The 19,776-nt window shown below is 71.7% G+C and carries 18 protein-coding genes; 10 read left to right on the top strand and 8 right to left on the bottom strand.

Going from position 1 to position 19,776, the window contains the following annotated elements:
* Positions 1-2 precede the first annotated feature (2 nt).
* Positions 3-1,010: a DUF808 domain-containing protein gene (locus JOF43_RS16855; RefSeq protein ID WP_209904156.1), complete on the bottom strand. Its 1,008-nt coding sequence runs from the start codon at positions 1,008-1,010 to the stop codon at positions 3-5.
* A 235-nt stretch (positions 1,011-1,245) separates the two neighbouring features.
* On the opposite strand from JOF43_RS16855, the gene JOF43_RS16860 reads away from it, so the two are divergent.
* Together JOF43_RS16860 and JOF43_RS16865 are read left to right on the top strand one after the other, a co-directional pair.
* The gene (locus JOF43_RS16860; protein WP_209904158.1) at positions 1,246-1,893 is read left to right on the top strand and encodes an SDR family oxidoreductase; all 648 of its coding nucleotides are present in this window, start codon (positions 1,246-1,248) and stop codon (positions 1,891-1,893) included.
* Positions 1,894-2,010: 117 nt separating this feature from the next.
* Positions 2,011-3,180, top strand: a complete 1,170-nt coding sequence (locus JOF43_RS16865; RefSeq protein WP_209904159.1) for an MFS transporter — start codon at positions 2,011-2,013, stop codon at positions 3,178-3,180.
* Positions 3,181-3,226: 46 nt separating this feature from the next.
* Here the strand turns inward: JOF43_RS16865 and JOF43_RS16870 are convergent, their stop codons facing one another.
* Complete coding sequence (locus JOF43_RS16870) at positions 3,227-3,574, bottom strand: acylphosphatase (RefSeq protein ID WP_209904161.1); 348 nt, start codon at positions 3,572-3,574, stop codon at positions 3,227-3,229.
* A gap of 286 nt (positions 3,575-3,860) precedes the next feature.
* Here JOF43_RS16870 and JOF43_RS16875 point away from each other — a divergent pair, with 286 nt between their 5' ends.
* Both JOF43_RS16875 and JOF43_RS16880 read left to right on the top strand, forming a co-directional pair.
* The gene (locus JOF43_RS16875; protein WP_209904163.1) at positions 3,861-4,070 is read left to right on the top strand and encodes a hypervirulence associated TUDOR domain-containing protein; all 210 of its coding nucleotides are present in this window, start codon (positions 3,861-3,863) and stop codon (positions 4,068-4,070) included.
* A gap of 124 nt (positions 4,071-4,194) precedes the next feature.
* Positions 4,195-5,067, top strand: a complete 873-nt coding sequence (locus JOF43_RS16880; RefSeq protein ID WP_209904165.1) for a GNAT family N-acetyltransferase — start codon at positions 4,195-4,197, stop codon at positions 5,065-5,067.
* An 84-nt stretch (positions 5,068-5,151) separates the two neighbouring features.
* Here the strand turns inward: JOF43_RS16880 and JOF43_RS16885 are convergent, their stop codons facing one another.
* Positions 5,152-7,617, bottom strand: a complete 2,466-nt coding sequence (locus JOF43_RS16885; RefSeq protein ID WP_209904166.1) for a phosphoketolase family protein — start codon at positions 7,615-7,617, stop codon at positions 5,152-5,154.
* A gap of 247 nt (positions 7,618-7,864) precedes the next feature.
* Here JOF43_RS16885 and JOF43_RS16890 point away from each other — a divergent pair, with 247 nt between their 5' ends.
* On the top strand, positions 7,865-8,590 hold the full coding sequence (locus JOF43_RS16890; RefSeq protein WP_209904168.1) for a PepSY domain-containing protein: 726 nt from the start codon (positions 7,865-7,867) through the stop codon (positions 8,588-8,590).
* Between the two features lie 33 nt (positions 8,591-8,623).
* Here JOF43_RS16890 and JOF43_RS16895 read toward each other — a convergent pair whose 3' ends face one another.
* On the bottom strand, positions 8,624-9,796 hold the full coding sequence (locus tag JOF43_RS16895) for an amidohydrolase (RefSeq protein ID WP_209904170.1): 1,173 nt from the start codon (positions 9,794-9,796) through the stop codon (positions 8,624-8,626).
* Between the two features lie 84 nt (positions 9,797-9,880).
* Here JOF43_RS16895 and JOF43_RS16900 point away from each other — a divergent pair, with 84 nt between their 5' ends.
* The 4 genes from JOF43_RS16900 to JOF43_RS16915 all read left to right on the top strand — a co-directional run bounded on the left by JOF43_RS16900 (position 9,881) and on the right by JOF43_RS16915 (position 12,755).
* Positions 9,881-10,750 carry a polyphosphate kinase 2 family protein gene (locus JOF43_RS16900; RefSeq protein WP_209904172.1) on the top strand — a complete coding sequence of 290 codons (870 nt, stop codon included), beginning with the start codon at positions 9,881-9,883 and terminating at the stop codon, positions 10,748-10,750.
* Between the two features lie 53 nt (positions 10,751-10,803).
* Complete coding sequence (gene tpx, locus JOF43_RS16905) at positions 10,804-11,301, top strand: thiol peroxidase (RefSeq protein ID WP_209904174.1); 498 nt, start codon at positions 10,804-10,806, stop codon at positions 11,299-11,301.
* A 103-nt stretch (positions 11,302-11,404) separates the two neighbouring features.
* The gene (locus tag JOF43_RS16910) at positions 11,405-11,785 is read left to right on the top strand and encodes a DUF488 domain-containing protein (protein WP_209904176.1); all 381 of its coding nucleotides are present in this window, start codon (positions 11,405-11,407) and stop codon (positions 11,783-11,785) included.
* A 67-nt stretch (positions 11,786-11,852) separates the two neighbouring features.
* The gene (locus JOF43_RS16915) at positions 11,853-12,755 is read left to right on the top strand and encodes a sulfite exporter TauE/SafE family protein (protein ID WP_209904178.1); all 903 of its coding nucleotides are present in this window, start codon (positions 11,853-11,855) and stop codon (positions 12,753-12,755) included.
* Between the two features lie 28 nt (positions 12,756-12,783).
* Here JOF43_RS16915 and JOF43_RS16920 read toward each other — a convergent pair whose 3' ends face one another.
* The 4 genes from JOF43_RS16920 to zupT all read right to left on the bottom strand — a co-directional run bounded on the left by JOF43_RS16920 (position 12,784) and on the right by zupT (position 18,222).
* Positions 12,784-13,572: an alpha/beta fold hydrolase gene (locus JOF43_RS16920; protein ID WP_209904179.1), complete on the bottom strand. Its 789-nt coding sequence runs from the start codon at positions 13,570-13,572 to the stop codon at positions 12,784-12,786.
* A 103-nt stretch (positions 13,573-13,675) separates the two neighbouring features.
* Entirely contained in the window at positions 13,676-15,904 is a 2,229-nt protein-coding gene (locus JOF43_RS16925; RefSeq protein WP_209904181.1) for an NADP-dependent isocitrate dehydrogenase, read from the bottom strand.
* Between the two features lie 189 nt (positions 15,905-16,093).
* A complete protein-coding gene (locus JOF43_RS16930) occupies positions 16,094-17,314 on the bottom strand; it encodes a hypothetical protein (RefSeq protein ID WP_209904183.1) in 1,221 nt (406 codons plus the stop codon).
* Between the two features lie 77 nt (positions 17,315-17,391).
* Complete coding sequence (gene zupT, locus JOF43_RS16935) at positions 17,392-18,222, bottom strand: zinc transporter ZupT (RefSeq protein WP_209904185.1); 831 nt, start codon at positions 18,220-18,222, stop codon at positions 17,392-17,394.
* 103 nt (positions 18,223-18,325) lie between these two features.
* Here zupT and hisD point away from each other — a divergent pair, with 103 nt between their 5' ends.
* Positions 18,326-19,660 carry a histidinol dehydrogenase gene (gene hisD, locus JOF43_RS16940; RefSeq protein ID WP_209904187.1) on the top strand — a complete coding sequence of 445 codons (1,335 nt, stop codon included), beginning with the start codon at positions 18,326-18,328 and terminating at the stop codon, positions 19,658-19,660.
* Positions 19,661-19,776 lie beyond the last annotated feature (116 nt).

The following is a 19,776-nucleotide window of genomic DNA, read 5'->3' on the forward strand; positions in this document are numbered from 1 at the left end:
CCTCAGGGCGTCCCGTCGGGCCTGTCCGCTTCGGGAGCACCTGTGGCCCTCTCGTGCTCCCCGCCGCCGTCTTCGCCCTCCTCGCCGTGATGGCCGAACGGCAGGAAGTGCACGATCACGGCGACGACCGCCCCGATGATCAGGCCGAACACGAACGAACAGGCGGTGTTGATCAGCCAGGCGAGGACGGCCCCGATCCCGGCGATGCCTGTGACAGCGCCCTCGAGGTGGTGCACGAGACCATAGGGCTGGGCGAGACCCAGGTCATGGGTCCCCACCAGCAGGATGTGGCCACCCACCCAGAGCATGGCGACCATGCCGACGTAGCTGATCACGTCCATGACCTTCGGCATCGCGCCGACCAGACCGGCGCCGAAGCGCTGCTTGAGGGCGGAGTCCTCGTCATCGGCCATCTTCAGGCCGACGTCGTCCATCTTCACCAGGATCCCGACCGCGCCGTAGACGAGGGCGGTGATGCCGATCGCGACGACGACCAGCACCGCGGCGCGCGCCCAGAGCGACTCCGCGTCGATCGAGTTCATCGAGATGACCATGATCTCGGCGGAGAGGATCAGGTCGGTGCGCACGGCGCTGGAGACGATCTTGTCCTCGGCGTCCGCACCCTGCGACGTGGCCGGTGCCTTCTTGGGCGCCCCGCGCACCAGCTCCCAGATCTTCTCCGCGCCCTCGAAGCTCAGATAGAGGCCGCCGAGCATGAGGATCGGGGTGAGCAGCCACGGGGCGAAGACGCTGAGCAGCAGCAGGACCGGGAGGATGAAGATCAGCTTGTTGCGCAGCGACCCCTTGGTGATGCGCCAGATGATCGGCAGCTCGCGCGTGGGCTTGATGCCCCGGACGTACTGCGGGGTGACGGCGGCGTCGTCGATCACGACGCCCATCGCCTTCGAGCCGGCCTTCGCCGAGGCAGCGGCCACGTCGTCGGCGCTGGCGGCGGCCAGGCGTGCGAGCGCGGCGACGTCATCGAGCAGTGCGGCGAGGCCACCGGCCATGATGAGGTTCCTTCCCCGAGGTCCCGACCGTCCGGTGACGGTCCGGGACAGGATAGCGGGAGAGATCTGGAGAATTCGGGGCGCGATGGCCGGGAGACTTGCCGTCCCCGCTGGGACGGGAGGGGTCGACGACGGTCCGTCGGTGGCGTCTCGGCCGACGACGAGGGGTTCCCCCACCAGCGAACCGTGCTCGGCGGGTCTCGACGTGCAGCGGCGACGGTGCAAGGGTGGGGGCATGGATATCGCACTCATCGGAGGACATGGCAAGATCGCGCTGCTCGCGGAGCCGCTGCTGACCGAGGCGGGCCACACCGTCCACGCGGTGATCCGTGATCCCGATCAGACCGCGGAGATCGAGGCCACCGGCGCGAAGGCGGTCGTGGCGGACATCGAATCGCTCGACGCCGCCGGCTGGGACGAGCTGCTGCGCGGCAAGGACGCGGTCGTGTGGTCGGCCGGTGCCGGCGGCGGGAACCCGCAGCGCACCTGGGCCGTCGACCACGACGCGGCGATCGCGTCGATGGACGCCGCCCAGCGGGTCGGCGCGGACCGCTACCTGATGGTCAGCTACTTCGGCGCCTCCCTCGACCACGGAGTGCCCGAGAGCGAGCCCTTCCACGTCTACGCCGAGGCGAAGGCGCGGGCCGACGCCCACCTGCAGGACTCGCAGTTGGCCTGGACCGTCCTCGGTCCCTCGGGGCTCACCCTCGAGGAACCCAGCGGCCGCATCGACCTGGAGGCGGCCGAGAGCGGCACCGTCTCGCGCGGGAACGTCGCGCGCGTGATCGCGGCCGTGCTCGAGACTCCCGGCACCGCCGGGAAGTTCCTCGCCTTCAACGACGGGGAGCAGGAGATCACCGCGGCCGTCTCGGCGGTGAGCTGACCCGAACCCGACGCGACCGGCCCCGGCACCCCGCGGGATGCCGGGGCCGGCGTCGGTCAGAACCGAGGCGGTGCCCTCGCGGGCAGGGCGATCGAGACAGTGCAGTGAGGAGCAGTCGTGGACGGCGCACGTCGGTGGGGAGCGGTCCTCGCCCTTGCGGTGGGGATCTTCGTGCTGGTCACGATCGAGGAGCTGCCGATCGGGGTCCTCAGTGTGATGGCACCGGACCTCGGGGTCAGCGAGGGCGTGGCCGGCCTCGCCGTGACCGTCCCGGGCATCCTGGCCGGTGTCGTCGCCCTGCTCACCCCCGTGATCGTGCGGGGACTCGACCGCCGGCTGGTGCCGGTGATCGCCATGGCCTCCGTGGTCGTCTCCTGCGTGCTCAGCGTGCTGGCCCCGACGTTCGCCGTACTGCTGCTGGCCCGGCTGTTCGCCGGGATCTCGATCGGCCTGTACTGGGCGGTGATGGCGATCGTCGCGATCGGACAGGTGCCCCGTGAGCACACCGCCCGGGCCCTGACCCTGGCCTTCGGCGGAGCGGGCGCCGCCCTCGTGCTGGGCGTCCCCGTCGGCGCCTGGATCGGCACCCATCTGGGCTGGCGCTCGGCCTTCGCGGTGGTCGGCGCCGCGGCGGCGGTGGTGACCGTGCTGCTGCTGGTGCTCGTGCGGCCCGTGCGCACGGAGGCACGGGTGACTCCCGCGATGATGCTGGCCGCCGCCCGCACCCGCGGCGTGCGCTACGCCCTGGCCTTCGCCGTGCTCGTGGTCGTCGCGCAGTTCATCACCTACGCCTACATCAGCCCGATCCTCCTGGAGCGCGGCCAGGTGCCGGTCACGCGCGTGGGCGGGATGCTGCTCGCCTACGGGATCGCCGGGCTCATCGGCAACTTCGCCGTCGCCCCGCTGCTGCGGCGCAGCGCCCCGTGGGGCGTGCTGGTGGTCTCCTCCGGCATCGGGGCCGGTCTGCTCGCCGTGCTGGTGCTGATGCGTGGTCCCGTCTCGGCTCTGCTGGTCATGCTGCTGTGGGGACTGTTCGTCGGGGCGGTCTCCGTGACGGTGCAGGCCTTCGTCAACACCCAGGCCAGCGAGGTCATCGAGGAGGGGACCGCGCTGAACAGCGCCGTCTTCAACGCGGCGATCGCGAGCGGCGCCCTGATCGGCGGACTGCTCCTGGACAACGCCGGCCAGAGCGCCCTGATCCTGACCTCGACGGTGATGGTGATCGCGGGCGCCCTCGTCGCCGCGCACTACCTGCGCACCACGCCGCGGGATCGCGCCGCGGTCTGAGCGGCGCACGGGCGGGTCGTCGAGCGCCCGCACCGTCCGGCTCGTCTCAGCCGGTGACGCGGAAGGTCTCCGCCCGGCGCGGGCTCTCGGAGCGCGTATCGATCCCGCTGACCTGCGCCCCGGGCGGTCCCTGCCGCAGCCAGCGCAGCATCTCCTCGACCGCGTCGGCGGTGCCCTCGACGTCGGCCTCCACCGAGCCGTCCCACAGATTGCGCACGGTACCGGTGACCCCCAGACGCGTGGCCTCGGACGACGCCGACATCCGGTATCCGACGCCCTGCACCTGTCCACGCACGCGGACGATACGGCGCACCGTGTCCACAGCGTCGGCGGGGCCGCTGTCGGCACCATCGCCGGGGTCGATCTCGTCCGGACTGCCGTGGTCGGTCGTCATGACCTGCGCCTCCAGGTGCTCGGATGCTCGAACTCTCCGTTGTGCTCCATATCGTGATCGTAACGGGCGGGCCCGCTCGAGCGGCGGCCCTGACCGAGCGCTTCGGTCTCTTCGGCTCCGGCACGCCCCCGCCGCGGACGCGGCGCGAGCTGTGCCGACCAGAGAACCGGTGCCGGCCCGACACCGGTCCTCGCAGTACATTTCCGCCCTGATCGCTGCCACGGCTCCGCGAGGAGGGCCGACCGATCGCTCGGACCACCTCGCGGAGCCGTGGCAGGATCGGGCCATGACGGAATTCTCGGTGGGCGACCACGTGCAGTGGAACTCGGAGGCCGGCGTCGTCAGCGGTGTCGTCACGGCCACGCACACGAAGGACGTGCAGTTCAAGGGCCACACCCGGCACTGCAGTGCCGACGACCCGCAGTACGAGATCGCCAGCGATACGACGGATCACGTCGCCATGCACAAGGGCAGCGCCCTGCGCCGGGCCGACTGACCAGTGCGGCGCCCGACGACCTGACCGACGTGCGCCGGCCCGATCGGCGCACTGCCCGGACACTGCGCCGGTCGCGCCGCACAAACCGGTGGACGCGGCCCACCACCGGTGATGGGATCGGCCCATGGCGACGTCGCTGACCACCCCGGGTCCTGGTGAGCTGGAGCGCGTCCTCGCCGTGCTGAGCAGCTGGCAGACCGACGACGCCCCGCTCCACCTGCACCCCGGTGACGTGGGCTGGCATCATGCCCGCGGAGCAGAGCGGACCGCGGCGGACCTGCGGGTCTGGAGCCGGGACGGTCGACCCCTCGCCGTCGGGATGCTCGACGGGCGGGACCTGCTGCGCACCGCCGTCGACCCCGACCGGGTCGAGGACCCAGAACTCGCCGCCACCATGGCCGGGGACCTCGCGGACCCCGGGAGGGGTGTCCTGCCCGCGGGGGAGGCCTTCGTGGAGGCGAGCTCCGCGAGGCGATTGCGCAGGGAGCTCACCACCCGCGGCTGGACCGTCGGCGACCCCTGGGTGCCGCTGCGACGCGACCTCACCGCCCCGGTCGAGGATCCTGGACTCGACATCGAATGCGTCGGGCCCGGCACCGTCCGCGAGTACACCGCTGTGCACCGCTCCGCCTTCGCCGGGGACTCCCTCACCGACGAGCGCTTCACCACCCTGACCGCCGGACCCGCGTACGCCGAAGCCGTCTCCCTGATCGGCCGCGACGCGAACGGCACGGCCGTCGCCGTGATCACCGTGTGGTCAGCGGGGCCGGGACGCCCCGGACTGATCGAGCCACTGGGCGTGCACCAGGATCACCGCGGGCACGGGTACGGGCGGGCGCTCTGCGTGGCGGGGGCCTCGTCGCTGCGTGCCATGGGTGCGTCGAGCGCCGCCGTGTGCACCCCGCGTTCTCTGACGGGAGCGGTCGCGACGTATCTCTCTGCCGGGTTCCGTCGCTTCCCCGACGTCCCCGACCTGCAGCGGAGCGCGACCGCCTGAGCACGCCCCGCCGAACGAGGGACGATCCACCCGCCGGGCACCCTCCGCCGATGGTCCGACGAGGAGTCAGCAGTCAGGAGCCGCTCACTCGTTGTCGCCGCCCGTCGCGGAGACGGTCCCGACCTCCTCGGCCTCTTCGTCCCACTGCCAGCCCGAGATCTCCGGCAGGTCCTCGCCATGTTCGTAGGCGTAGGCGCGGGCCCGGATCCGCTCGTCCTCCATCTGCTGTCGCAGTCCCGCGTACCGGGTGGTCAGGCCCTCGACACGGTCGATCACGTCCATCACCAGGTGGAAGCGGTCGGTGTCGTTGCGCATCAGCATGTCGAAGGGCGTCGTGGTGGTGCCCTCCTCCTTGTACCCGCGCACATGGATCCTCGAGGTGCGATCGTGCCGGTAGGCGAGGCGGTGGATCAGCCACGGATAGCCGTGATAGGCGAACACCACCGGGATGTCCTCGCCGAAGAGCCCGTCGAAGTCGCGCTGGGCGAGCCCATGAGGATGCTCGGAATCATCCTGCAGCCGCATCAGGTCCACCACGTTGACCACCCGCACCTTCAGCCCGGGGACCTGCTCGCGCAGGATCTTCGCCGCGGCGAGGGTCTCGATCGTGGGGATGTCACCGGCGCAGGCCAGCACCACGTCAGGTTCCTCGCCGTCGGCCTCGGTGCCGGCCCATTCCCAGATGCCCAGGCCGCGCGTGCAGTGGACGATCGCCTCATCCATCGACAGCCAGGTGGGGTTCGGCTGCTTCCCGGCCACCACCACGTTCACGTACTGGCGCGAGCGCAGGCAGTGGTCGTAGGTCGAAAGCAGCGTGTTCGCATCCGGCGGCAGGTACACCCGCACGATCTCGGCCTTCTTGTTGACCATGTGATCGATGAAGCCGGGGTCCTGATGGGAGAAGCCGTTGTGGTCCTGGCGCCACACATGGGAGCTGAGGAGGTAGTTCAGCGAGGCGAGCGGTCGCCGCCACTCCAGCTCGTTGGTGACCTTCAGCCACTTGGCGTGCTGGTTGACCATCGAGTCGACGATGTGGACGAACGCCTCGTAGGAGGAGAACATGCCGTGGCGGCCGGTCAGCAGGTATCCCTCGAGCCAGCCCTGGCACTGGTGCTCCGAGAGCACCTCCATCACCCGACCGGCCCGCGCGAGGTGCTCGTCGCGGTCGTGCGATTCGAAGTCGGCGTTCCACTGCTTGTCGGTCTCCTCGTAGACGGCCTGCAGCCGGTTCGAGGCGGTCTCGTCGGGCCCGAAGATCCGGAAGGACCTCGGGTTCTCGCGCACCACGTCGCGCAGCCAGGTCCCCAGCACCCGGGTGGCCTCGGAGATCGCGCCGCCCGGCCGCGGGACCTCCACCGCGTAGTCGCGGAAGTCGGGCAGGCGCAGCGGTCTCAGCACGGACCCGCCGTTGGTGGACGGATTCGCCGACATCCGGTGCTCCGCGCGGGGGGCAGTATCGGCGATCTTCTCCAGCAGGCGGCCGTCCTCGTCGAACAGCTCCTCGGGACGGTACGAACGCAGCCAGGTGTCGAGATCGGCGAGGTGCTCGTCGGTGTCGCGGGCGCTGGCCAGGGGCACCTGGTGCGAGCGCCAGGAGCCCTCGGTCTGCTTCCCGTCGATCGTCTCCGGCCCGGTCCAGCCCTTCGGGGTGCGGAAGACGATCATCGGCCACGCGGGCCGCTCGGTCTCGCGACCGGCGGCGGCATCCTCCTGCGCCTGCGCCTTGATCTGTGCGATCTGGTCCAGCGCCGTATCGAGCACCCCGGCGAAGCGCTCGTGCGCAGTCATCGGGTCCTCGCCGTCGAAGCCGCCGGTGAAGAACAGCGGGGTGTGGCCGTAGCCGCGCAGGAGCGCGGCGAGCTCCTCGTCGCCGATGCGGGCCAGCACCGTGGGGTTGGCGATCTTGTAGCCGTTCAGGTGCAGGATCGGCAGCACCACCCCGTCCTGCTGGGGGTTGACGAACTTGTTCGAGTGCCAGGAGGTGGCCAGCGGCCCGGTCTCCGCCTCGCCGTCGCCGATCACCGTGATGGCGATCTGATCGGGGCTGTCGAACATCGCGCCGTAGGCGTGGGAGAGGGCGTAGCCGAGCTCGCCGCCTTCGTGGATCGAGCCGGGAGTCTCCGGGGCCACGTGCGAGGGGATCCCGCCGGGGAAGGAGAACTGGGTGAACAGGCGTTTCAGGCCGTCCTCGTCCTGGGCCACGGCAGGGTAGACGTCGGAGTAGGTGCCCTCGAGATAGCTCGCGGCGACCAGGCCCGGTCCGCCGTGACCGGGACCGGTGATGTACATGGCGTTCAGGCCCCGCTGCCTGATCGCCCGGTTCGCGTGGGCGTACAGGAAGGTCAGGCCCGGGGTGGTCCCCCAGTGGCCGAGCAGCCGGGGCTTGACGTGCTCGCGCTGCAGCGGCCGGCGCAGCAGGGGGTTGTCCATCAGGTAGATCTGCCCGACCGAGAGGTAGTTGGCGGCTCGCCACCAGGCGTGGAGGGCTGCGAGCTCGTCCTCGGTGGGGGCGTGGGCGGGGGAGTTCGGCCAGGTCGCGGTGGTGGTCATGACGCCTTCCTGCAGGTGGGTGACATCGAGGTCCCCGGAGGGGCTGCCCTCACCGTACGGCGAGGCCGGGGACGTGAAAAGGGACTCCCCGGCCCGCTCCCGGGCCCCGGTTCGGGGCGGGCCGGGGAGCCGCGGATGAGAGGGCGATGAGAGTGCTCTCAGGAAGCTCGCCGGGACCTCGAGGTCCTCTTACGCTGGAGTCATCGACCGAGATACCGGGGCCACCGCCCCCAGGAGGAGACCGACCATGACACGCACCGCACGCTCTCGCAGCACCGTCCGCGCCGCCGCTCTCGGAGCGTTCGTCATCGCCCTTGCCGCCGGCTGCGGTGGGCAGGGCGACGAGAACGGTGAGGGCATCACGCAGGGCGAGGGCTCCGGCGGCTCCGCGAGCGACGGCGGTGGCTCCGACGGCGCGAGCGATGGTGGTGCGTCCGGCGGCGCGAGCGATGGTGGTGGGTCCGACGAGGCCAGCGACGGGGGCGGCAGCGACGATGCGGCGAGCGGTTCGGGGCAGGCCTCCGCCCTTCCCGCGGACGCTGACCTCGCCTCGGAGCAGCTGCCTGTCCCCGCCGAGGAGGCGGTCGGCATCGCCGTGCAGACCGCCGGCGGCGGCGAGACCGAGTCGGTCTCGATCGATCACGACGACGATCGCGGCTGGACCTGGGAGATCGAGGTGGCGGTCGACGGCTCCGAGCACAATCTCGACATCGACGCGACCACCGGGAAGGTCCTCGAGCACGAGGAGGACGACGACCGGGTCGAGGACCCGGTCGTTGACGTCACCTCGCCGATGACTCCCCAGGAGGCCATCGACCTCGCGGTCGCGGAGCGGGACAGCCGGGTCTCCGGCTGGGACCTCGACTCCGACGACGGCGCGATCCGCTACCAGGTCGACATCCAGTCCTCGGGCGACGACGACGTGGAGGTCGGCGTCGACGTCGAATCCGGTGAGGTCCGCGTCGAGGACTGAGTGTCGGGGACCGTCAGGGCCGGGCGGCGGGGCTCACCGCGCGGCGATGACCGGCTCGCCCTCGGCGTCGCGGTGCATGACCTCGGTGCCGCTCTGCCACACCCGCAGGGTGCGATGGCGCGTATCGAGCGGGTCGCCCTCCCACAGCACCAGGTCCGCCTCCTTCCCCACCTCGATCGACCCGACCCGGTCCGCCAGGCCCAGCACCTCGGCGGGATGCAGGGTGATCGCGCGCAGGGCGTCGGCCGGCTCCATGCCGTGCTTGACCGCGAGGGCTGCCTGCTGGACGAGGAACTCGATCGGCACCACCGGGTGATCGGTGATGATCGAGACCTTCACCCCGGCGGCCGTGAGGATGCCGGGTGCCTTCGGGGTGCGGTGGCGCACCTCCACCTTCGAGCGGGACACGATCAGCGGCCCGTACAGGACCGGCACCCCGGCGGCGGCGATCCTGTCCGCGATCAGGTACGACTCGGTGCCGTGGTCCAGCACCAGCTCGTAGCCGAACTCCTCGGCGATCCGCAGCGCGGTGGCGATGTCGTCGGCCCGGTGGGAGTGCTGGCGCCAGGGGATCTCGCCCGTGAGCACCTGCGCGAGCGCCTCGGAGACCAGGTCGGCGTCGCGGTCCGCCTCGTCCTTGGCCATCCAGGCGCGGGCCGTGGCGAAGGCTTTGCGGATGGTCAGGGCCACACCGAGGCGGGTCGAGGGAGTCTGCGTGCGCTCGCCGTAGACGCGCTTGGGATTCTCTCCGAGGGCCGCCTTCAGCCCGGAGGGGCTGCGCAGCACCATCTCGTCGACCACGCGGCCATGGGTGCGGATCGCGACGGCCAGCCCGCCGATCGGATTGCCGGAGCCGGGATTGACGTTCACGGCGGTGACGCCGCCGATGATCGCGTCGTCGAAGCCGATCTCGACCGGATTGATCGCGTCGATCGCCCGAGCGGCGGCCATCACCGGATCGGTCATCTCGTTGGTGTCCTGACCGGCCCATCCCTCCCCCTCCTCGTCGACGCCGAGGTGGACGTGGGCGTCGATGAATCCCGGCAACAGCCAGCCGCCGTCGGCGTCGACGACATCGGCCTCCGCGGGGACGGCGACGTCGAGGCCGGCGGCGGTGATCCGGCCGTCCTCGACCACGACGGTGCCGTCGAAGGCGGGCGAGGAGACGGGAAGGACATGGGCGTCGGTGATGGCGGTGATCGTCATGCCCTGACACTCTGCCGACCGATCGGTGGAGTCAAGTGCGCCGGATTCGCGGTGCGCGAAGGCTGCCCGCGCTAGCCTGCCTCCATGGCGAAGAAGCGCGATCCCGCAGACCAGAAGCCAGTGGGCTTCCCGCTCGCGACGGACTGGCGAGGGAAGGTCACCGAGTTCGATCCCCGCGCGACCCCCGGGTTCGAGGGGAAGAAGGCAGACGGCAAGAAGCTGCTCGCCGCGCGCGACAGCGCCCTCGACGAACTCCAGGAACGGCTCTACGCCGCACATCACGGGCACCAGGAGGGACGCTCCGTCCTGCTGATCGTGCAGGGCATGGACACCTCCGGCAAGGGCGGCATCATGCGCCACGTGGTCGGTGGCGTCGACCCGCAGGGCGTGGACATCGCCGCATTCAAGGCCCCCACGCCGGCGGAGAAGCGTCACGACTTCCTGTGGCGGATCCGCAAGCACACGCCGGGGCCCGGGATGATCGGCGTCTTCGACCGCTCCCACTACGAGGACGTGCTCATCCACCGCGTGCACGGCATGACCGACGCGAAGGAGATCCGCAGCCGGTACGCCGCGATCAACGCCTTCGAGCGTGAGCTGACCGACGCCGGGACCGTGATCGTGAAGGTCATGCTGCACATCTCGCGCCAGGAGCAGGGCGAGCGGCTGATGGAGCGGCTCGAGCGCCCCGACAAGCACTGGAAGTTCGACCCGGGCGACGTGGACGAGCGGGCGTACTGGGACGACTACATGGACGCCTACACGCGAGCACTGCGGGCCACCTCGACCGCGCGGGCCCCGTGGACCGTGGTCCCGGCCGACCGCAAGTGGTACGCCCGGATCGCCGTGCAGCAGCTGCTGCTGAATGCGCTGACCGGCATCGATCCGCAGTGGCCCGAGGCCGATTTCGACGTCGAGGAGCAGATCGGGCGCCTGCGGGCGACGATGGACTGACCGCTCCCAGGCACCCGTTTGCACCGTGGGAGCGGGAGGGCGAAGATGGGCCCATGGCTTCCATCACCTTCCAGAACACCCCTGTCACCACCGTCGGCGAGCTGCCCGGCACCGGCTCGGCGCTGCCCGCCTTCGAGCTCGTCGGCGCCGATCTCTCGCCCGTGACGAGCGCCGACCTCGCCGGCAAGCGCATCGTGCTGAACATCTTCCCCTCGCTCGACACCGGCACCTGCGCGATGTCGGTGCGGAGGTTCAACGAGCTGGCCGCCGGTCTCGAGAACACGGTCGTGGTGTGCGTCTCGAAGGACCTCCCCTTCGCCCAGGCGCGTTTCTGCGGCGCCGAGGGCATCGAGAACGTCGTCACCGGCTCCGCCTTCCGCTCCAGCTTCGGGGAGGACTACGGCCTGACCATGGCCGACGGGCCCCTGGCCGGTCTGCTCTCCCGGGCGGTCGTGGTGACCGACGAGAGCGGCAAGGTCGTCCACACCGAGCAGGTGGCCGAGATCGCCGAGGAGCCCGACTACGACGCGGCCCGGGCGGCGCTGTCCTGACGGCCACCCCGCACGCCACGTGATCCCGGGACCCGGCCCGCCTCGCGCGGGCCGGGTCCTGTCGCATCCGCCGCCGCACGGCGCCGAACAGGGAGGCCGGGAGATGAGCGAGATCACGATCATCCGGGAGCGCGTCCACGACGTGCTCGACGACGAGGGCTCCGCGACCGGTGAGTACCGCGTGCTGGTGGACCGGCTGTGGCCGCGCGGGGTGAAGAAGGAGCGGCTCGCGCACGACGACTGGGACAAGGACGTCGCGCCCGGCCCCGACCTGCGCACCGCCTTCCATGCCGGTGAGCTCGGCTTCGAGGAGTTCGCCCGGCTCTATCGGCGTGAACTCGACGACAGCGATGCGCCGTCGGCCCTCCTGGAGCGAGCCCGGACGGTGAAGGCGACCCGGATCGTGCTGCTCTTCGCGGCGAAGGACACCGAGCACAACCACGCCCTGGTGCTGCAGCAGGCGCTCGAGGAGCTCCTGCGCTGAACCGCGACGGCCGCGCGCCCGTGGACGTCCCCCCGCGCGCCTCCGGACGACAGTAGGGTCATCGCTCGTGGAACCCGTGAGTCTCGTCGTCCTGCTCGTGATGGGCACCCTCGCCGGAGCCATCAATGCGGCGGTCGGGTCGGGCTCCCTGCTCACGCTCCCGGTGCTGATGGCGCTCGGCATCCCGCCGGGCGTCGCGGTGCGCACCAACACGGTGGGGATGTTCTTCTCGACCCTCGGCTCCTGTCTCGGATACCGCCGGGAGATCGCCGCCGAGAAGCAGCACCTCATGCCGCTGACGGTCACCGCGACGGTGGGCGCGACCGCGGGAGCCCTGCTGCTGCTGGTCTCCCCGGCGTCCGCGCTCGACGTCGTCGTGCCGGTGCTGATCGTCGTCGCCCTGGTGATGGTCGTCTTCCAGAAGCGCCTGACCACCGCCATCCGCGCCGGCAAGGACCGACGGGCGGAGCGTGAGGGACCGCGAGAGCCGGGCGGGACCTCGAGCTCAGGGGTGACGGACCCGGCGGCTTCCCCGGGCGGGGAGTCGAGGACAGGCATCGGGGCCGAGGGCGCAGGGGAGGACCGGACCGCGGAGCCCAGCCCGCTGCGTTCGCCGGCGCTGATCGGATCCCTGGGCGCCGCCTCCGTCTACGGCGGCTACTTCACCGCCGCCCAGGGAGTGCTGTACCTGGGTATCCTCGGCATCTTCACCGGTCGCACGATGGGGTCGGTCAACAGCATCAAGAACCTCCTGAGCCTTGCGGTCAACCTCTCCGCCGCCGCCGTGTACGTGATCGCGTTCTTCGTGCTCGACGCCGAGATCGTCTGGCTCGGCAGCGCAGCGATCGCGCTGGGCGCGCTGCTGGGCGGATTCTTCGGGGCGCACCTGGCCAAGCGGATGCCCGAGTGGCTGCTGCGCGGGATCATCGTCGTGGTCGCCCTGATCGCCCTGGTCCGCCAGGTGCTCTGAGCGCGCAGCGGAGGGGCCGGTCGCCTCCTCAGCGCAGGAACGGCAGGGCGTGGGCGAGGACCTCGTCGGGCGGGAACAGCGTGCCGCCGTGGTCGCGACCGGGCAGCGGCACGAACTCCGCGTCGGCCATGGTCCCCGCCGCGTGCCGCGACTCCTCGTAGCGCGGATGGTCCTCGGTGCCTGCCATCCACAGGGCCGGCACCGTGCAGGCGGCGAGGGCCTCGTCGGGGACGCCCTCGGCTGCATCCGTGGCGGTCAGCAGAGCGGAGACCGCCCGGTGGTCCGCGGCGAGGAATGCCGTGCGGGTGGCGCGGGCGCGCCGGGAGGTGACTTCCGGGCCCAGCCCCTGACCGGCGCAGAACGCCTCCATCCCCTGGTCGCGCACGGTGTCGATCACGCCGGGGAAGAACACCGAGTCCACGGCGCCCTGCTGCGGGGAGGAGGAGCCTCCGAGGCAGACCAGGCGGGTGACGCGTCCGGGATGCTCCAGCGTCGTGGTCAGCGCGATCCGCGCTCCCAGCGAGTAGCCCAGCAGCGCTGCGCGGCCGATGCCCTCGGCATCGAGCACCGCCAGCAGATCGGCGACGAAGATCTCCTGGGAGTAGGCGGCCGGATCGTGCGGGGCGCCGGAGCGACCGTGGCCGCGCAGATCGACCCGGATCACGGTGTGCTCGGCGGCCAGCGGCTCGAGATAGCCCAGCCCCCGCCAGATCGCGCGGGAGAGCACGGAGCCGTGCAGCAGCACCAGGGCGGGGCCGCTGCCGGTCACGTCGTAACGCAGGTCGATGCCGTCGACGGGGGAGGGGATGACGGTCACGGTGCTCCTCGTGGTGTTCCAGGACGCGGAAGCGACCGACGCCGGCCCGCTCCGCACGGGGCGGTCGGGCCGGCGCCGGCCGGGGCTCAGGGGAGCCGTGGACTCACAGCGCCGCGGAGATCTCCTCGAGGATGCGGTTGAAGGTGCTCGAGGGGCGCATCACCGCATCGGCCTTGGTCCCGTCGGGGCGGTAGTAGCCGCCGATGTCGGCCGGGGAGCCCTGCACGGCCAGCAGCTCGCCGGCGATGGTCTGCTCGCCGTCGGTGAGCTCCTTCGCGATCGGGCCGAAGGCCTGCGCCAGCTCCGCGTCCTCGCTCTGCCGGGCCAGCTCCTGGGCCCAGTACAGGGCCAGGTAGAAGTGGCTGCCACGGTTGTCGATGCTGCCGAGCTTGCGCTGCGGGGACTTGCCCTCGTTCAGCAGCGTCTCGGTGGCGCGGTCCAGCGCGTCGGCGAGGACCGCGGCGCGCGGATTGTCCGCGGTGCGGGCCAGGTGACGCAGCGATTCCGCCAGGGCGAGGAACTCGCCGAGGGAGTCCCAGCGCAGGTAGTTCTCCTCCACCAGCTGCTGGACGTGCTTGGGAGCGGAGCCCCCCGCGCCGGTCTCGAACAGGCCGCCGCCGTTCATCAGCGGCACCACCGAGAGCATCTTGGCGCTGGTGCCGAGCTCCATGATCGGGAACAGGTCCGTGAGGTAGTCGCGCAGCACGTTCCCCGTCACCGAGATCGTGTCCTCGCCGCGGCGCACGCGCTCGAGCGTGTGCTTCGTGGCCTCCACGGGGGAGAGGATGCGGAGGTCCAGGCCGTCGGTGTCCTCCTCGGCCAGGTACGCCTCGACCTTCGCGATGAGGTTGCGGTCGTGCGCGCGGGTCTCGTCGAGCCAGAACACCGCGGGCATCCCGGACTCGCGCGAGCGGCGCACGGCGAGCTGCACCCAGTCGCGGATCGGCGCGTCCTTGGCCTGGCAGGCGCGGAAGATGTCCCCGGCCGAGACCTCGTGGCTCGTCAGCACCGCACCGGAGGCGTCGCGCACCTCGACGCGGCCGTCGGCGGCGATCTCGAAGGTCTTGTCGTGGGAGCCGTACTCCTCGGCCTTCTGCGCCATCAGGCCGACGTTGGGCACGGTGCCCATGGTGGTCGGGTCGAAGGCGCCGTGCGCCTGGCAGTCCTCGATCGTGGCGGCGTAGACGCCCGCATAGGAGGAATCCGGGATCACCGCGAGGGTGTCCTGCTCGGCGTCGTCCTTGTTCCACATGTGGCCCGAGGTGCGGATCATCGCCGGCATCGAGGCGTCGATGATGACGTCGGAGGGCACGTGGAGGTTGCTGATGCCCTTGTGGGAGTTGACCATCGCCAGGTCCGGGCCGTCGGCCAGATCCTGCTCGATGGCGGCCCGGACGCCGGCGCGCACCGACTCCTCGAGGTCCTCGACCCCGGCGAGGATGCCGCCCAGGCCGTGGTTCGCGGACAGCCCCGCCGCGGCGAGCTGATCGCCGAACTGCGTGAACAGGGTGGGCAGGAAGGCGCGGACGGCGTGACCGAACAGGATCGGGTCCGACACCTTCATCATGGTCGCCTTGAGGTGCACGGAGAACAGCACCCCCTGCTCCTTGGCAGCGGCGATCTGCTCACGCAGGAACGCATCCAGCGCCTCGGCCCGCATCACCGTGGAGTCGACGACCTCGCCGGCGAGCACGGGGATCGACGGCTTGAGCACGGTCTCGGCGCCGTCGGCCGCGACGTGCACGATCGACAGCGTGTCCTCGTTCTCCAGGACGACCGACTGCTCGTGGGAGCGGAAGTCGTCCGCACCCATGGTCGCCACGGAGGTCGCGGAGTCCTTCGACCACTCGCCCATGCGGTGGGGGTGGGCCTTGGCGAAGTTCTTCACGGCGGCAGGGGCGCGACGATCAGAGTTGCCCTCGCGCAGGACGGGGTTGACCGCGGAGCCCTTGACCGAGTCGTAGCGGGCGCGGACGTCCTTCTCCTCGTCGGTCTCCGGAGACTCCGGGTAGTCGGGCAGGGCGATGCCCTGCCCCTGCAGCTCCGTGATCGCGGCTTTCAGCTGGGGCACGGAGGCGGAGATGTTCGGCAGCTTGATGATGTTCGCCTCGGGGGTCTTCGCGAGCTCGCCGAGCTCGGCGAGGGCGTCGGCCTCACGCTGCTCCTCGGGCAGCAGGTCGGAGAAGGCTGCGACGATGCGGCCGGCCAGGGAGATGTCACGGGTGGTGACGTCGATCCCGGCGGTGTTCGAGAAGGCGTCCAGGATCGGCAGGAACGATGCGGTCGCCAGCAGCGGTGCCTCGTCGGTGTGGGTGTAGATGATGCGCGCCATGTGTCGCGGGGCTCCCTCGGGTCGGTGCGGCATGTGTCTTGACGTCAAGACTAATCGACGGCGGGAGCGGGCCCGCGACGTCGATGCGGATGCCTCCACGGTACGTGACGAGCCCCTCGTCCCGCGCCTCGTGCCCGAGCGGTCGGGCGAGCGGGCACGGGCCGGGGCGACGTGCCCGGACGGACCCGTTCAGGGGGTGGCGCCCTCCTCGACGACGTCCACTGTCCAGGGGTCCGAGAGCACGATGTGGGTCGCCCCCTCGTCGTCGACCGTCACCGCGAAGCCGTGCGCCTCGTAGCCACCCGGATCCAGCGGGGCGCGGGTGCAGGTCGACCGGGTGGTCCAGGCGGTCTCCGCGGTGCTGACGCCGTCCTCGCCGATCCACTGCAGGCCGACGGACCCGGCATTGCGCGCCCCCGCGACCACGGTGCCGGTGGAGGGGTTCGTCAGCACGACGCCCTGCAACAGGGCACGGGTGCCGAGATCCTCGGAGGTGACGCTGACTCGGGCGTCGACGGAGACGCCGGCCTCCTCCTCCGGCACCGTCGTGGACACGCTCGTGTCCTGCCGGGACACGGCGACGCTCAGCCCGTCACCGTCCCCGACGGACGACAGCGGGGCGCGGCACTCCAGAGGGGAGAGATCGGCCGGGACCTCTCCGTCGGTGGCGTCGGTGGCGCCGGGCACCGTCTGCAGCTTCCCGTCGACGACGTCGAGCATCACGTCCCGTGAGGAGCTCCAGCCGTCCTCGCCGCGGCCGGGTCCGTCGACCCCGCCGCCCTGCAGGGACAGCAGATACTGGCCGTCGGGCATCGGGGCGTCGTCGCAGGTGCCCAGCGTCAGCCGTGCCGTCGCCGCGGAGGGTGCCGCTCCCTCACCCGTGACCTCCACCCGTTCGCGCACCACCAGCGGCGGGGCCGGGGCGTCCTCGGTGCCCAGCTGCCTGTCGTAGCCGTCCGCCGGGGTGCCTCGGTGCGCGGGATCGGCGGGGACGACCACCCCGTCGGGCGCGAAGCCCCCGTAGTCGTAGTCCTCCGCGAGAGCGAAGGGGCCGGAGACCGTGACCGCATTGCCCTCGGCCTGCACCGTCTCGGGGGTGAAGACCCCGGGCTCCGGGGTGTAGGCGGGGGCCTCGGAGTCGCCGCCGGGCGCGCACAGCCAGGACGGGTCCACGGCCGTGGTCCCCGCCTCCGCCACCTCGGTGGGGTCCATGGAGGGCGCAGGAGCGGCCGATGTGGGCTCCTCGCCGCGAGGCGCACCGTCGCAGGCGGCGATGGTCAGCACCAGGACGCAGGCGGCGAGGGGGCGCGCGAGACGGTCCGGTCCGGCCACGGCGCGGGCGGCGGCACCGCGTTCTCCGCCGGACGAGCGGCGACGTCCTGCGCGCACGCCGATGCTGCCGATCCGCATGCGATCCCTCCCCGGTCGTCTCGGTCCCGGGTCGTTCCGGGGCCTCCCCTGAGGCAGGAACGTACCCGAGGGCCCGCTCAGAGCACCAGAAGGGTGAGGGCCATGATCGCCATGCCCGCGATGAGAGAGTAGATCACCGTGTGGTGCTCACCGGTCTCCTCCGCCGCCGGCAGCAGCTCGTCGAGGGAGACGAACACCATCACTCCGGCCACTCCCGCCAGGATCGCGCCCATCGCCCCGCCCTCGAGCAGCGGAGCCAGCAGCAGGAACCCGATCACCGCCCCGACCGGCTCGGCGAGCCCCGTCATGGTCGCGAGCCAGAACGCCTTGGCCCGCGAGCCGGTCGCGCGGCGGACGGGCACCGCGACCGCGAGCCCCTCGGGGATGTTGTGCACCGCGATCGCCGCCACCACGGGGACCGCGATCTCGGGGGCCTGCAGTGCGGCCACGAAGGTCGCGAAGCCCTCGGGCACGTTGTGCAGGGCCAGCGCCGCTGCGGTCACCGTCCCGGTGCGCAGCAGACGCGCCCGCAGGGCCCGGTCCGCGGCCTGCTCGGCCGCGTCCCGCACCTCGGCGTGGCCCACGCTGCCGGTCATGCGTCCGGCGAACTCGTGCGGGCTGACGGACTCGGGCACCAGGCGGTCCAGCACGGCGATCAGCGCGATGCCGACGAAGAAGGAGATGACGGCCAGAGTCGTGCCCCGGGTGGTGACGGTGTCGCCGCCGGAGAGGATGTGCGCACCCTCCGGCATCAGCTCGACGAAGGAGACGTAGAGCATCACCCCGGCCGAGAGGCCGAGACCGCCTCCGAGCACCTTGGGGTTCGTCCCCCGGCCGAGGACGCCGAGGGCGGCACCGATGCTGGTGGCAGCACCGGCGAGGAGAGTGAGGAGGAAGGCGACGAGCACGGGGACGACCCTAGCCGTCGAGGCGCGGCCATCCGGGACAGAGGTCCTTTCGCGAAGTGGGCACGGCGCGCCGCGCGGAGGAGGGCGCTCGTAGACTGTCCCCATGCCCGAACCCGCCTCTTACCTCGCCGTCACCGACCTGCGCTCGCGGACGCTGACCGCTGCCGAGCTCACGGCCGCTCTGCCCCGGCCGGAGCTCGACGTCGAGGCCGCAGCCGTCGCCGTGCGCCCCGTGGTCGAGGACGTCGCGGCCCGCGGCGCCGACGCCGTGCTGGACGCCTCCGAGCGCTTCGACGGGGTACGGCCCGAGCATCTGCGGGTCCCGCAGGCCGAGCTGCAGCGCGCGCTCGAGGAGCTCGACCCCGCGATCCGTGCGGCGCTCGAGGAGTCCGCGGACCGGGTGCGCCGGGTCGACGCGGCCCAAGGACGCCCGACGGAGAGCGTCGAGGTCGTGCCGGGTGGGACGGTGTCCCAGCGCTGGGTGCCGGTGCGCCGGGTGGGCCTGTACGTGCCGGGCGGGCGCGCGGTGCTGCCCAGCTCCGTGGTGATGAACGTGGTGCCCGCCCAGGTCGCGGGCGTCGAGCAGATCGTGCTCGCCTCCCCGCCGCAGAAGGAGTTCGGCGGCCTGCCTCACCCCACCATCCTGGCCGCCTGTGCCCTGCTCGGGGTCACCGAGGTGATCGCCGCCGGCGGCGCCCAGGCCATCGCCCTGCTCGCCCACGGTGCCGACGATCTCGGAGCGGGGGTCCCGCTGGAACCGGTCGACCTGATCACGGGGCCGGGCAACGTGTACGTCGTCGCCGCCAAGCGCCTGGTGCGCGGACGGGTCGGGATCGACGCCGAGGCAGGCCCCACCGAGATCGCGATCCTCGCCGACGCCACCGCGGATCCCGCCTACGTGGCCGCGGACCTCATCTCGCAGGCCGAGCACGATCCGCTCGCCGCGAGCGTGCTGGTCACCGACGACGACCAGCTGCCCGCCGCGGTCGAGGCGGAGCTCGCGACGCAGGTGCCCAGGGCGTTGCACCACGAGCGCATCGCGGAGGCCCTGCGTGGTGAGCAGAGCGGTGTCGTCCTCGTGGACGACCTCGACCAGGGGCTCGCCGTGGTCGACGCCTACGGGGCGGAGCACCTCGAGATCCAGACCGCCGACGCCGCGGCGGTGGCCGCTCGGGTGACGAACGCGGGCGCGGTGTTCGTCGGTCCCCACAGCCCCGTGAGCCTGGGTGACTACGCCGCCGGCTCCAACCACGTGCTGCCCACGGGCGGGAGCTCGCGCTTCAACGGCGGTCTCGGCGTGCAGACCTTCCTGCGCGGCATCCACGTCGTCCAGTACGACCGCGACGCCCTCGCCACGGCGCGCGACGCCGCCACCGCCCTGGCCGATGCGGAGGGCCTGCCCGCCCACGGCACGGCGATCGACATCCGCTTCGACTGAGCACGCCCGTCGCCCCGGCGCTCGCTGCTGCGTCGCGTGGTCGACGACTGGCGCTATGGCATGCGCTCTGGCGATATGACCAGAGCGCATGCCATAGCGCCAGTTACGGACCTGCG

Origin of the sequence: Brachybacterium sacelli, from assembly GCF_017876545.1 — a bacterium.
Classification (GTDB): Bacteria; Actinomycetota; Actinomycetes; order Actinomycetales; family Dermabacteraceae; genus Brachybacterium; species Brachybacterium sacelli.

Coding starts and splice junctions, on each gene's coding strand:
- JOF43_RS16855 (WP_209904156.1), bottom strand. CDS start 1,010: ATGGCCGGTGGCCTCGCCGCACTGCTCGATGACGTCGCCGCGCTCGCA.
- JOF43_RS16860 (WP_209904158.1), top strand. CDS start 1,246: ATGGATATCGCACTCATCGGAGGACATGGCAAGATCGCGCTGCTCGCG.
- JOF43_RS16870 (WP_209904161.1), bottom strand. CDS start 3,574: ATGACGACCGACCACGGCAGTCCGGACGAGATCGACCCCGGCGATGGT.
- JOF43_RS16875 (WP_209904163.1), top strand. CDS start 3,861: ATGACGGAATTCTCGGTGGGCGACCACGTGCAGTGGAACTCGGAGGCC.
- JOF43_RS16880 (WP_209904165.1), top strand. CDS start 4,195: ATGGCGACGTCGCTGACCACCCCGGGTCCTGGTGAGCTGGAGCGCGTC.
- JOF43_RS16885 (WP_209904166.1), bottom strand. CDS start 7,617: ATGACCACCACCGCGACCTGGCCGAACTCCCCCGCCCACGCCCCCACC.
- JOF43_RS16890 (WP_209904168.1), top strand. CDS start 7,865: ATGACACGCACCGCACGCTCTCGCAGCACCGTCCGCGCCGCCGCTCTC.
- JOF43_RS16895 (WP_209904170.1), bottom strand. CDS start 9,796: ATGACGATCACCGCCATCACCGACGCCCATGTCCTTCCCGTCTCCTCG.
- JOF43_RS16900 (WP_209904172.1), top strand. CDS start 9,881: ATGGCGAAGAAGCGCGATCCCGCAGACCAGAAGCCAGTGGGCTTCCCG.
- tpx (WP_209904174.1), top strand. CDS start 10,804: ATGGCTTCCATCACCTTCCAGAACACCCCTGTCACCACCGTCGGCGAG.
- JOF43_RS16910 (WP_209904176.1), top strand. CDS start 11,405: ATGAGCGAGATCACGATCATCCGGGAGCGCGTCCACGACGTGCTCGAC.
- JOF43_RS16925 (WP_209904181.1), bottom strand. CDS start 15,904: ATGGCGCGCATCATCTACACCCACACCGACGAGGCACCGCTGCTGGCG.
- JOF43_RS16930 (WP_209904183.1), bottom strand. CDS start 17,314: ATGCGGATCGGCAGCATCGGCGTGCGCGCAGGACGTCGCCGCTCGTCC.
- hisD (WP_209904187.1), top strand. CDS start 18,326: ATGCCCGAACCCGCCTCTTACCTCGCCGTCACCGACCTGCGCTCGCGG.